10 protein-coding genes are annotated in these 13,492 nt (G+C 43.5%); 3 read left to right on the top strand and 7 right to left on the bottom strand.

The window, feature by feature from the left end; genetic code table 11:
- Positions 1–91: 91 nt before the first annotated feature.
- Positions 92–994 (top strand): proline-specific peptidase family protein, encoded by a 903-nt coding sequence (locus ACVPPQ_RS04930; protein ID WP_463496126.1) that lies wholly within the window; start codon positions 92–94, stop codon positions 992–994.
- 229 nt (positions 995–1,223) lie between these two features.
- Here the strand turns inward: ACVPPQ_RS04930 and ACVPPQ_RS04925 are convergent, their stop codons facing one another.
- Positions 1,224–1,673, bottom strand: coding sequence for a transcriptional regulator, SarA/Rot family (locus ACVPPQ_RS04925; protein ID WP_463496124.1), 450 nt, complete (start codon positions 1,671–1,673; stop codon positions 1,224–1,226).
- A gap of 257 nt (positions 1,674–1,930) precedes the next feature.
- On the opposite strand from ACVPPQ_RS04925, the gene ACVPPQ_RS04920 reads away from it, so the two are divergent.
- Entirely contained in the window at positions 1,931–2,587 is a 657-nt protein-coding gene (locus ACVPPQ_RS04920; RefSeq protein ID WP_463496122.1) for a histidine phosphatase family protein, read from the top strand.
- A gap of 60 nt (positions 2,588–2,647) precedes the next feature.
- Here ACVPPQ_RS04920 and ACVPPQ_RS04915 read toward each other — a convergent pair whose 3' ends face one another.
- Together ACVPPQ_RS04915 and ACVPPQ_RS04910 are read right to left on the bottom strand one after the other, a co-directional pair.
- Entirely contained in the window at positions 2,648–4,471 is a 1,824-nt protein-coding gene (locus ACVPPQ_RS04915; RefSeq protein ID WP_463496121.1) for an FtsX-like permease family protein, read from the bottom strand.
- A gap of 14 nt (positions 4,472–4,485) precedes the next feature.
- Positions 4,486–5,244 (bottom strand): ABC transporter ATP-binding protein, encoded by a 759-nt coding sequence (locus ACVPPQ_RS04910; RefSeq protein ID WP_463496119.1) that lies wholly within the window; start codon positions 5,242–5,244, stop codon positions 4,486–4,488.
- 222 nt (positions 5,245–5,466) lie between these two features.
- Between ACVPPQ_RS04910 and ACVPPQ_RS04905 the strand changes: the two genes are divergently transcribed.
- A complete protein-coding gene (locus ACVPPQ_RS04905; RefSeq protein WP_463496117.1) occupies positions 5,467–6,903 on the top strand; it encodes an APC family permease in 1,437 nt (478 codons plus the stop codon).
- Between the two features lie 39 nt (positions 6,904–6,942).
- Here ACVPPQ_RS04905 and pgmB read toward each other — a convergent pair whose 3' ends face one another.
- From pgmB to ACVPPQ_RS04885, 4 genes are all read right to left on the bottom strand, one after another.
- Positions 6,943–7,614: a beta-phosphoglucomutase gene (gene pgmB / locus ACVPPQ_RS04900; RefSeq protein WP_463496116.1), complete on the bottom strand. Its 672-nt coding sequence runs from the start codon at positions 7,612–7,614 to the stop codon at positions 6,943–6,945.
- 22 nt (positions 7,615–7,636) lie between these two features.
- A complete protein-coding gene (locus ACVPPQ_RS04895; RefSeq protein ID WP_463496114.1) occupies positions 7,637–9,880 on the bottom strand; it encodes a glycoside hydrolase family 65 protein in 2,244 nt (747 codons plus the stop codon).
- A 347-nt stretch (positions 9,881–10,227) separates the two neighbouring features.
- Positions 10,228–11,859 carry a glycoside hydrolase family 13 protein gene (locus ACVPPQ_RS04890; RefSeq protein ID WP_463496113.1) on the bottom strand — a complete coding sequence of 544 codons (1,632 nt, stop codon included), beginning with the start codon at positions 11,857–11,859 and terminating at the stop codon, positions 10,228–10,230.
- A complete protein-coding gene (locus tag ACVPPQ_RS04885; RefSeq protein WP_463496112.1) occupies positions 11,849–13,489 on the bottom strand; it encodes a glycoside hydrolase family 13 protein in 1,641 nt (546 codons plus the stop codon). Before ACVPPQ_RS04885 ends, ACVPPQ_RS04890 begins: the two co-directional genes overlap by 11 nt.
- Between the last annotated feature and the right edge of the window lie 3 nt (positions 13,490–13,492).

Below are 13,492 nucleotides of genomic sequence, written 5' to 3'. Positions count from 1 at the left end.
ATTCATCTCAATGATCATGTGCGATTAACACTCGCGCATCCTCTCTAATAGGTTTATAATGAAAATATCATAATTAAAGGATGGTGCAGATATGAAACAAGGAACAACAATCCTCACATTGGATAACGGTTATCATTTATGGACTAATACCCAAGGAACTGGCGACATTCACTTATTATGCCTACACGGCGGCCCTGGTGGCAATCACGAATACTGGGAAAACTTTGGTGAAGAATTAGCTGACCTTGGCGTGCAAGTTCATATGTATGATCAACTTGGTTCGTTTTATTCTGATCAACCTGATTATTCAAAACCAGGCAATGACCAGTTATTAACTTATGATTATTTCTTAGATGAAATTGAAGAAGTCCGTCAAAAACTCGGCATCGACAATTTCTATTTAATCGGCCAATCATGGGGTGGCGCTTTAGTTCAAATGTACGCTGCTAAATACGGCCAACATTTAAAGGGTGCCATCATCTCAAGTATGGTTGATGAAATCGACGAATATGTCACAAACATCAACAAGATTCGTGAACATATCATGACGCCTGAACAATTAAAATTCATGCAAGATTGTGAAGCTAAAAATGATTACAATAACGACCAATACCAAGCTTTAGTTGATAAACTAGATGCTGGTTATGTCGATCGTAAACAACCATTAGCGATTTCACATTTAATCTCAACCATGGCGACAGATGTTTATGGCGTCTTCCAAGGCGACAACGAATTCGTTGTGACTGGTAAATTAAAGGATTGGCATTTCCGTGACCAACTCCACAAGATTACCGTGCCAACGTTAATCACATTTGGCGAACACGAAACAATGCCAATTGCGACCGCTAAAATCATGGCAGAAAAGATTCCACACGCACGTTTGGTCACAACACCAAACGGCGGCCATCATCATATGATCGACAACGCACCAGTCTACTTCGATCACTTGAAGACGTTCATCAAGGACGTTGAAGATAATAATTTCAAAGATTAAGAGTGCTGACTCGAGTTGCTTAGACTTTGAGGATTAACCTAAAAACAGGCATTATGGGAGCGTTCTTAACCCATAATGCCTGTTTTGTAGTTAACCGGAAAAGGCTACTCGAGAAGCACGTTTTGATTAAGAGTGCTGACTCAGCCGTTTAGCTTCTACGGATTAACCTAAAAAACACGCCATCATCCGCTTATTTCCGGATGATGGCGTCTTTTTTAACGGCTCTTAGTTAAACCATTTTTTGTACTCTCTGACTTAAAAAGCCTTCTAATTGCTTCGTTTCATCAAATAATTGGCCTAAATTTGAGCGATGTGATTGTTGATAATCTCGCAATAATTCATCTAGTTCAGCCGTTAACTGATGCGTCAACTGTTGCCCCGCTTCACTCAATGCGATAAAGACTTTGCGCTGATCGGTTTCGTCTTTACGTTCCTTAGTAATTAATTTCTTACTGTATAAGATATTCACTTTACGTGAAATAGCCGGATTGCTAACCGCCAAAATTTGCGCCAGTTTCATCACTTCAATGGCCTCATCGTTGTCAACCTTCTTCAAAATTAAGTACTGTTCATAATTCAATCCATAACATTCCGTTAATTGGTTGATATCATTATAAATTCGCACTACTTGGATATACCATTCTTCTAATAATAGTCGTTCATTCGCTACTTGCGCCATTCTCTAATCCCTCATCTATATTAAACGTTTTATGTTTTAATATTATTATTTTAATTAATAAACTAGCATATTTTGCTTCCAATTAAAAGGATGGTTAACCACCTTCTATATCAAATTATGAGAATATTTTTCTATAATATTGCTTAATCATTATACCAATTCGCCCACTCCCCTTCAATTCTATGAATTTACGCTAATATTAAAGCGCTATCTATGCTAAAATAAGGTTAATAACTGATTGAGTTGGAGGTCGTTACATGAAACGTATTACTGTCTATTTAGTTCGTCATGGCCAAACTTTTTTTAACCGGTATAACCGGATGCAAGGTTGGTCGGATAGTCCATTAACGCCTAAAGGTATCGCCGACGCTGAATTAGCTGGCAAAGAACTCTCCAAGATTAATTTTGCCCAAGCCTATTCGAGTGATCGTAGCCGGGCGATGGATACGGCCCGCATTATCCTAGGTAAGAGTTTTTACCTTGATACACCCTATACGATTACCCCCCATTTTCGCGAAGAATTCTACGGCTATTTTGAAGGCGAAGATTCGCATAAGGCTTGGTACATGACTGGTGCTGGCCATGATGCTCAAACTTTTAAGGAGATCATTACTAAATACTCGCTCGATGCTTCTAAAGACTTTATGAAAGCAGCCGATCCCTTCCACGATGCCGAAAACGCCGTTGAATATTGGGCGCGGATTGGTAAAGGCTTCAAACAGCTCCGAACAGAATGTACCGATGGCGACAAAGTTCTGATGGTCAGTCATGGCACGACCATTCGCAGCATCGTCGGTAAATTTGGCCAAGGTCAATTCGATGTCAGCGTTAGTCCAATGAACGGCAGTATTACCAAAATTGTCCTAACGGATGAAGGCGTCGATGTTCTGACTTATAATGAAACGACACTTTAATGCCCAAAAAGCTCAGCAAATTGCCCAATCGCGGCGTTTGCTGAGCTTTTTTATATCGATTTAATCTTGCTTCTTCAAAACAATCCCTTGGTACAACCATGTGGTTAATACGTAATACAAACCGTATAAAACAATGAAAATCCCAAACGGTAACCATAAATTATGGTATGGATCGAGCATGATGGTCTTAAAGAGTTGTAACCCGAATAACACGTGAATCACACCGACAATTCCTGGTAAGAGGAATAAAACCCCAATTTCTTTGGCAATCGATTGGCGTAACAAACCTTTCCGGGTCCCGATTTTATCCAACATCGTGTAGCGTTTAACATCGCTAGCGGCACCAGAAAGAATCTTAAACATTAAGCAGCTCGCTAACATTGCTAAAAAGGCAATGCCTAAGAAGAAGCCCATAAATTCAAGACCACTAAAGATGCCATTGAGCATCGTATAGCCCGTATACTTACTGCTACTTAAATCTGGATTTTTTTGTAAACTTGGATTGGCCGCAATTTGTAGTCGATCTATTTGTTTAATCAATGGTAAATTCGCGGCAAAATCGGCCACTTGATAAACTTGAACGGTCTTAGTTGACGCTTGCAACTGATCAAAATCCGCCGCTGAAACTAATTTCGCTTGTTTGGCGAATTGATCGGGAACTTGTAAACTCCGAACCGTGTAACCATCGCCAATTTGTTTCGTTAATTCAGTGGTACTCATTTCCTCAGTCTTAGGTAACTTCATAGATAAGCCACCGGTCGATTTAGGGTAGACCTGTTTCAACAAGGGGGCTTCAACAAATTCAGCTTGTTGATAATAAATCGTTTGCCCGACTTCTTTAGTATGATAGGTTGCTTGAACTTCAACCCCCGTTAACTGAGCGGCTTTCTTTTGGGCAGCCTTCGTCGGTTGGTTCAAAACCACGTCGTAGGCACTGGTGGCCGAAGCCATCTTTGGAATCTCACTTTGATAGCCAATGCCGACCGTAATCGCACCTAATGCTAAAGCAAATAACATCGCGACTAACGCTAATATCTTCGTATAATCCTTAATTCGAAAACCGAGTTGGGCTAACGTAAAGTTGTTCAACCCGCGATTCGTTAACCAAGCACTCTTCTTCAAAAGCTTGATTAACCAACTGAAAAAGGCGTTAAACAACAAATAGGTCCCCGAGGTAATCGTGAACAGTGCCACGACCAAACCCGGAATTAAGAAAATGGCAAATTTGACCATCATCAAATAACCAATTGTGATAAAGCTGAGGCCCAAAATAATCTGAATAGCAGCCCACCACGGATTATTATGAACCCGATTAGGTTGTTGATCATCATGTAACAATCGTAAAACCGGCGTCTTCAATAATTGAAATTGATTAAACACCGCCGCAACGATAAACAAGATAATGAAAAAGCCTAATGTTACTAACACTGCTGGGAAATAAAACGGTGAAAAATGTTGCACCGCAGCGTCTAGCCGCTTAATCAAAAATTGACTCACAATTTGCGTTAAGCCCACCCCGAGCGCTGTTCCAACAAGGGTGGCCAACGTGCCAATCACAATTGTTTCAGTCGCAATCAGTTGCGCAATCTTACGGCCTTTAGCCCCGAGCATCATAAACATCCCGTAATCACGCCGACGCATAGTCATCAAGAAACTATTGGCGTACATGACATAGACCAAAGCAATCATCCCGAGTAACACTGAACCGATTTGAAAAATAATCGCCGTCGCTTGAACGGGTGAATTACCAGTGACAAAATCCTTATTCAACGCCATCGCTTCAAACATATAGAAAATAGCGCTGGCCATAATGAGCCCGGAGAATAGGACGAAATAATCTTTAAAGCGTCCTTTGATTCCGGTTAATGATAATTTCCATAACATCGCAAGCCGCCTCCTTATTGATTAAATGTCCCTAAGACACCTAGAATTTCTTGATAAAAGGCTTCGCGACTCTTATCACCGTGCACTAATTCTTGACCGATTTGACCATCTTTAATGAACAAGATGCGTTGACAATAACTGGCTGACAATGGATCATGCGTTACCAATAGAATTGATACACGTTGTTCTTCGTTTAGTTGCGCCATCGTATCCAATAATTCTTTAGCACTCGTTGAATCTAGCGCACCAGTTGGTTCATCACCGAATAAAATCGCTGGGTTGTGCACGAGCGCCCGCGCAGCAGCAACCCGTTGCTTTTGGCCCCCGGATAATTCCGTCGGATAGTGATCCAAAATGTGGTCGATTGACAGGGTTTGCGCAATTTTAGTCACGGCGACTTTAATTTTTTTGCTGCTGACATTTTGTAACGTTAATGGTAAGGCCATGTTTTCGTAAGCCGTTAAATTTTCGAGTAAGTTAAAATCTTGGAACATAAAACCAATTTCTTTAGCGCGGAAATCGGCCAAAGCATTGCCCTTTAAATGATCGATAGCTTGGCCGTTAATCGCCACTTGCCCCGCCGTTGGTCGATCGAGCGTTGATAGAATATTTAATAATGTCGTTTTACCTGAGCCTGAAGCGCCCATGATGCCGACGAATTCACCACGTTGAACTTCAAATGAAATATTCTTGAGTGCAGTGTATTGCTTTTCGTTGGGTTTACCGTAAGTTTTTTGAACATCTTTGACACTCACTACTGTTGGGGTTTCCATCACAATGCCTCCAAATTTAATTAATAACTTAATTGTACTGAAAAACAAACGCAAGCGCCCGCTATTTAAATGACAGTTTATGAGATTCAAATGACAAGTTTGTAAGTTTCACCTAGCGACTTTTAAAATTTCATGTGAAACATTCGAAATGTTTTGTCATCTCTAGTCGCTTTGATTATAATTAAAAACTGTTAAGTTTTCAGACGAAGGAGTCGTGGCATCATGGATGAAATTGAACCAAAAAAGAAATACATTACGTGGCAAGTCCTCGCTTTAATGGATTTTGTCACCGTAATTGGTTTTGACGATATTATTTATAATTTCCAAAATCAAGGCATGGCCGTCGTATTCTCTTGGATCGTGCTATTATTCGCCTATGTCTTACCCTACGAATTGATGGTCGGTCATCTCGGCTCGGCTTTCAGCGAAGATGGTGGCGGGCTTTCTTCATGGATGCGCCACACCAGCGGCGACGTTTGGGGTTACCTGACCGCTTGGTGTTATTGGGTCGCTAGTCTCCCTTACTTAGTCGACGTCGCTAATTCGATGGTTGTTTCGTTTTTCTGGATCATTACCGGAAATGGTAATCTGGAAGACCATTTATCGCGGGCGAGTTTCGCGTTATTAACCGCTGCGATTACGATCCTATTCATCTTTTTTCAACATAAATTCACCGCATCGTTGCAAGTTCTCAGCATTGTCGGGGGTGGCGCGATGTTCATCATGACGATGCTATTTGTCATTATGACCTTTTCCGGTTTGTTCAACGGCGCGCACATCGCGACGCAACCCATGAACTTGCACACCTTTATTCCGAAGTTTGATTTACATTATTTCTCAACCATCGGGTTATTAATTTTCGCGATGAACGGCGCCGAATTAGTCGCCCCGTACGTCAGTGAAATGAAGGATGGTAAAAAGGATTTTCCAAAAGCCATGATGGCCTTAGCCTTAATGACCGCTTTTCTAACGATTTTTGGTTCCTTTGCGATCGGCGTCTTCTTCGATGCCAACCATTTACCTAACGATTTGAAAATGAACGGCTCTTATTACGCCTTCTTAGCATTGGGCAAACAGTTCCACATGGGCAAAATCCTGCTCTACACGTTTGCCGTCACTCAAGCGATTTACATGGGCGCCCAACTCGCCATGCTATTAGACGGTGGCACGCGGATTTTCTTATCCGATACCGCGAAGAAGTTTTTACCGAAAGCTTTAACCAAAACCAACAAACAAGGCCTGCCAATCAACGGCTACTGGCTGACGACTGGCATTTGTACCTTCGTCCTGGCCTCAAGTGCCTTCTTACCCGGCATCAACGATATTTTCAATTGGTTATTGAATATCAATGGGATTGTCTCACCGTTTGTCACCTGTTTCATCTTCGTCGCATTCTTACGGGTCCGTTTCAATCCCGAGAAGTTCCCGTCTGAATACACCTACATCAAAAATAAACCGTGGGCGATCATCGTCGGGTTCTGGTGTCTGTTAATTACCGCTTTGGGGACCATCTTCAGTATCTTCCCCCAAGACGCGACACCGGGGACGTCTAAATACACCCACGAATTAATCTTAAACGTGGTCGTCTCAGCCGCCTTAATGGGCTTAGGCGTCATCTTACCGTTAATTGCGAAATACCAACGCAAACGTATTGCCTAAATCAAAAAGGATTCGACTTATTTTAGTCGAATCCTTTTTTTACTTTAATTGTTGTCGAATATTTGCCAACGTTAAATCAGCTGTCGTCTCAAAACGAATTTGGGCCGCCGTTAAGACGTCTTTGGCCCCAATCCCAACTGAGACTGCCCCGGAACCGTTAATCGCTTGAATCCCCGCTTGCGCGTCTTCAATGCCAAGACATTCAGCGGGTTGTAGCCCCAATAATGCAGCGCAGCGACTAAAAATTTCGGGATCTGGTTTGCCCTTACGCAACGTCGCGGGATCGACCCGTGCTTGGAAATAGTCGCTGAGACCCAACCGTTCTAATACAAACGGCGCGTTTTTAGAGGCTGAAGCTAACCCGATTCGATAATTTTGCACCTTTAATGCCGTTAAGAACGCCGTCATGCCGGGGGCGATTGCTGCCGGACTTAACTGCTGCAGCAGCGCTAGATAGCGGTCGTTTTTTTCAATCGCAAACTGCGCTTTTTGTTCGGCAGAATAATCATTCGGATGACCAGTCGCATTCAGCAATACGGCTAATGATGCTTCACGGCTAACCCCTTTTAACTGTTCCGCAAACGCCGCTTGCCAGTCAATCTGCAACTGATCTGCTAGTTCGTGCCACGCTTGTTCATGGTAAACCGACGTGTCGGTAATCACACCGTCCAAATCGAATAAAACCCCTTTAATCGTTTCAAATTTAGGCATCATTGCGCCCCTTTCAGCCTACTTAATTTAATAACTGTTGGCGACCGTTGAGTTCAATCGTCAACGATTGACCTTCAATCAATTTCACTTGTGTCCCGTTTTGATCAACGGTGATTTCAATAATCCGGCCACGGAAAACTTGGCGGAACGAATAACGTTGCCATTTCTTCGGTAGGAATGGTTTGTAACTCAACGTGCCATCGTCGTGAACCCGCATGCCAGCAAAGCCGTGAACAATCGCTAACCAACCACCGGTCATCGCAGTAATGTGCAAACCATCTTCGGTATCATTGTTGTAATTGTCTAAATCTAGGCGGGCCGTTCGTTCGTAGAGTTCAACGGCCTTGTCTTCGTAGTTCAAATCAGCGGCAATAATCGAATAAACCGCAGGTGATAAACTTGATTCGTGAACCGTTAACGGTTCGTAGAAATCAAAGTTACGTTTCTTTTCGGCTTCTGAAAAATCATCGATAAAGTTCCAAATACCTTGAATCACGTCGCCTTGTTTAATGTACGGTGACCGTAAAATTTTATCCCACGACCAGTTTTGATTAATCGGCCGTTGATCCGCTGGAATTTCGCTAGCCGGCGTTAAATCTTTATCCAAAAAGCCGTCGTGTTGTTCAAAAATCCCCAGTTCGGTATCGTAAGGCAAATACATTTGATCGACAATTGCTTGCCAATGCGCCCGTTCTGCTTCCGAAATGGCCAATTTGGCTGCTTGTTCGGGGGCGACTTGCGCCGTCATTTCCAACGTATATTCAAGTGTCCAACGTGCTAAATAATTGGTGTACCAATTATTGTCGACATTATTTTCATATTCGTCTGGACCCGTCACCCCGTGAATCATGTATTGACCCTTGCGTTGACTATAATGAACGCGGTCGGCCCAGAAACGGGCGATTTCGGTTAAGACTTCGCTACCCTCATGCAACACGTAATCGGTCTCGCCGGTATAGCGCGTGTAATTATAAATCGCAAAAGCAACATCGCTATTACGATGAATTTCTTCAAACGTGATTTCCCATTCGTTATGGCATTCAATCCCGTTAAACGTAACCATTGGGTACAACGCGCCTTTCGAACCTTGTTGCTTGGCATTGACGAAGGCCCCATCTAATTGTTTGTAGCGGTACAATAATAGATTCTTCGTGATTTCCGGTTTCGTAATCCCAAGGTAAACCGGCACACAGAATGCTTCGGTATCCCAATAAGTCGCGCCACCGTATTTTTCACCGGTGAAGCCTTTGGGACCAAAGTTTAACCGGGCATCATCCCCATAATAGGTGGTAAAAAGCCCGAATAAATTAAACCGCATCCCTTGTTGCGCCAACACATCGCCGTCGATTTGAACATCCGATTGTGCCCAACGCTCCGCCCAGATGGCTTGGTGGGCCGCCAATAAATCTGCATACGATTGTGGCGCGACTTTAGCCATCAATTGGGTCATCGCCGTCGTTAACGCAGCTTGGTCGGCATAATCGCGTGATGTCACGACCACCACCCGTTTTTCAATCGTGGCTTGCGCTTGTGGTTTCAAATGCGCCACGAAGGTCTGTTGAATCTCGGTCGCCGTAGTTGTTTCAGCCACTTGGGCTAACGTCGTCACGTGGGCGACTTGCATTCCAGTCATAAATTGCGGCGTGCCAAATTGATTGGCCTTAGTTTGCGCGATTAAATGGTCCGGCGTAATCGCCAAAACTTGCCAGAAGTGTTCATCGTAATTCGCATCTTCATTTTGAACGTTACTATCGACCGCCGAAATCACGGTCACGTCAACGGTTTGCTGGCCCAAATTCTGGAACGTTACTCGTTGCAACGACAATTCTTTTTGTGCAACGCTTAAGAACCGCTCGAACTTGAATTGTACTTTAGCAGCCCCTTTAGTCACCACGAATGAACGGGTTAAGGTCGCCGTCTTTAAATCGAGATTCAATTCGAATTGGTCAAAATGATCAGTGGCCAAATCGAGTTTTTCACCGTTAATGATGAAATTCATTTTAATAAAATTAATCGCGTTGATGACTTTCCCGAAATATTCCGGATAACCATTCTTCCACCAACCAACGCGCGTCTTATCGGGGTACCAAACGCCACCCAAATAGATACCGGGTAAGCTGTCGCCCGAGTAATCTTCTTCAAAAAAGCCACGCATCCCCATATAACCGTTGCCCAGACTCGTCATCGATTCCTGGAGGCGTTTATCAGCCGGTTTAAATTCATGTGTCACAATCTGCCACGGTTGTGCTTCAAATATTCTCTTCATCTAAAATACACTCCATTTACATAATTGACTTAAATAATTGTGATGCCAGTTTCAACATCGAAGTAGTGTGCTTTGGACATTTCAAAAGCTAAATCAACTTGACTACTATTTAAAATAATTGCTCTTGATATCTTTTATTATTCGCTATCGATTCCATTTTAGCAATCGCTTTCATCTTGTTACCGATAACAGATTATAACGAACCGTTAATTAAAAACGGGCTGTGACAGAACTCATCAATTGCCGTTCAAATCAAAAAATCGTCTATCCTTAGTTTTCTGGATAAACGACTTTTTTTAACTTGATAGGCAATTGATAACGTGCCAACAGTCACCGCTTGGTCGTTGTCACTTTTGTTCAAATAGATAGGCGTCATAAGCGGCGAGTCTAAAGTGTTGGGTGATTGTTTGAGAGGTCGTATTACTCAAGCGACATTGCCAGTCCTGTTGCCAGACACGGCGGGGTAACGTGATGGTTTTAGCTTGTGAACTTAAATTAACAAGCACTAAGCATGTTTGTTGCTGTGCACGGCGGACATACGCAAAGACGGTCGGGTCATTTTTCAACAATAGTTCAAAATCACCGTCGATCAAAGCGCCTTCTTGATGGCGAATGGCAATCAATTGCTGATAGAAATGCCAAGGCGATTGCGGATTTTGAACGGCCGCCGTCGCATTAATCGTTTGTGTGTTCTGATTAACCGCTAGCCAAGGTTGCCCGGTCGTAAAGCCCCCATTAGCCGCTGCAGTCCACTGCATCGGTGTTCGCGAATGATCGCGACTCCAACGCGTCAGTTGTGCAAGCGCCACACTGGGCGCTACCTGTTGGCTGACTAGCGCTGTATATTGCCGCCGTAGTTCTTCAGCATCGACTTGTTCAATCGTCGTAAACGGAAAATTGGTCATGCCTAATTCCTGACCTTGATAAATAAACGGCGTCCCTTTCAACCCGAGATACATCAAAGCAATCGCTTTGGCTGATTTAGCCGTTTCATCGCCCAGTATGCTGTTAATTCGTGGATTATCATGATTCTCGACATACAACGCGTTCCAACCGTGCTGGCCTAAATCAGTCTGCCACCGTGCCAAGACCTTTTTAAGGCCTAATACATCTAAGCGCGGTTGGCCCGTATCGGCTTGCCGGACATTGTGTTCAAGCTCAAAAATCATATTCAGATAGCCGGCCTGCGCCGGATCCGTCCAACTGACCGCCTTTTTACTCGTGACCCCACTGGCTTCACCAACGGTCATAATCTGATATTCATTAAACAAATCCCGTAATTCGGCCATATAAACTTCGATGCCGGCCACGTTCATAAACGGCGCCCACGGATTATCGCGAATCTTGAAATCCCACGGCGCCTTTTGAATGTGACTGATGGCGTCTAACCGGAAACCATCAATCCCAAGGTCTAACCACCACCGAATCATCTGGTAAATCGCTTGGCGAACTGCGGGATTTCGCCAATTTAAATCGGGTTGTTCTTTGGCGAAAACGTGGAAATAAGCCTGTTTAGTTTGCGCATCGTAAGTCCAGGTTGATCCCCCAAAGAAACTTTGCCAATTATTCGGCATTTTCTCCGGGGTCGCGTCGGCCCATAAATAATAGTCGCGATACGGATTATCCTTGGATTTTTGACTTTCGATAAACCACGGGTGCTGGTCACTGGTGTGATTAACGACTAAATCTAGAATCACTTTGATCCCAATTGCGTGAGCCGCTTGCAAAAGCGTTTTGAAATCCGCCAGCGTCCCAAATTCGGGTTGAATCGCTTGATAATCTGAAATATCGTAACCATTATCAACATTCGGCGATTGGTAAATCGGATTAATCCAGATAAAATCGATGCCCAATGATTTAAGATACGGTAACTTTTCGATAATCCCAGGAATATCACCAATCCCATCGCCGTTAGAATCGTTGAAACTCCGCGGATAAATTTGATACCCGACAGCATTTTGCCACCATTTAGTTGTCATCTGATTCAGCCACCTTTACCACGAAGGATTGCCAAGGCGTCAATTGCAAATTGGCCAACGAAGTCAGTTCAGTCTCGTCATTTTGAATAATCACCGTTTCGACTTTTTCGGCCGGTAAATCAATCTGTTGCGGTTCGTTTGAAAAATTATTGACGACTAACCAGGTTTCATTTTGATAACGACGTTTGTACGCAAAAACCGACTCCGCGGTCGCTAATAATTCAAAACTGCCCCACACCATAATTGGATTATTTTGGCGTAACCGAATTAATTTTTGATAAGTATAAAAGAGTGAATCGGGATCCGCCAAAGCGGCCGCCACGTTGATCGTCGCATAATTAGGATTAACCGCTAACCAAGGTTGACCGGTTGTAAAACCGGCTTGCTCAGTCGCATCCCATTGCATCGGCGTCCGCGCGTTATCGCGGCCTTTAACATTAATTGAATGCAAAATATCGGCCGGCGAATAGCCGTTTGCTAGACGTTCAGCATACATCCGCCGACTTTCGACATCCGCAACTTCACTAATATCATGCACCACCCGATTCGTCATGCCAATTTCTTCACCTTGATAAATATATGGTGTCCCTTTAAGCATGTGTAATAGAATCGCAAGCATCTTACCACTTTTAACACGATACTGACCATCATTACCCCAACGCGAAATAATGCGCGGTAAATCGTGATTATTCCAAAATAACGAATTCCAACCTTGGTCGCCTAATTCAGTTTGCCATTTAGCAAAAACCCGTTTCAACTCACTAATGCGTAACGCCTGTAAATCCCATTTAGATTTGCCAGGTTGTTCGTCTAAGCCAACGTGTTCGAATTGAAAAACCATTGATAATTCGTGATGTTCCGGCGCCGAATACAGTTTTGCAATGGCCGGGGTCGCGCCCCAAGTCTCACCAACCGTCAATAAGTCCCGATTACCAAAAGTGGCTTGATTCATCTCTTGCAAATAATGATGTAATTCCGGCCCATTACCGGTAATGCCTTGTGCCGGTTGTTTGCCGATTAAATCAATCACATCTAAGCGAAACCCGCCAATCCCTTTATCAATCCAGAAATTCATCATGTCGTAAATCGCTTGGCGCATCTGCGGATTCTGCCAGTTTAAATCGGGTTGTTTCTGACTAAATAAGTGTAAGTAATATTGTTGGCTAGTGTCGTCATATTGCCAGGCTGAACCAGAAAAAGTCGATTGCAATTGATTCGGCACACCGCCATCAGCCGCCGGCTCCGCCCACACATAATAATCCCGATACGGATTAGCTTTCGATTGCCGCGCTTCGACAAACCAAGCGTGTTCATCCGAGGTATGATTGACCACTAAATCCATGATAATCCGGATCCCGCGCTGCTTAGCTTCAGCAATCAGCCGTTCTAAATCAGCCATATCACCAAATTCGGCCATGACTGCTTGATAATCTGAAATATCATAACCGTTATCTTCATTAGGTGATTGATAAACGGGCGATAACCAGATTGCGCCAATCCCCAATTCCTGTAAATAATCTAATTTTTCAATAATTCCCGGCAAATCACCAATCCCATCCCGATTAGTATCGTTAAAACTCCGCGGATAAACTTGGTAAACGACGGTTGATTGCCACCAATATTGTTGCATAAT

The sequence above is a fragment of the Latilactobacillus parafuchuensis genome (assembly GCF_055271665.1).
The sequence above is the reverse complement of the archived record's forward strand: the minus strand, read 5'-3'. Positions and strand labels throughout refer to the sequence as shown.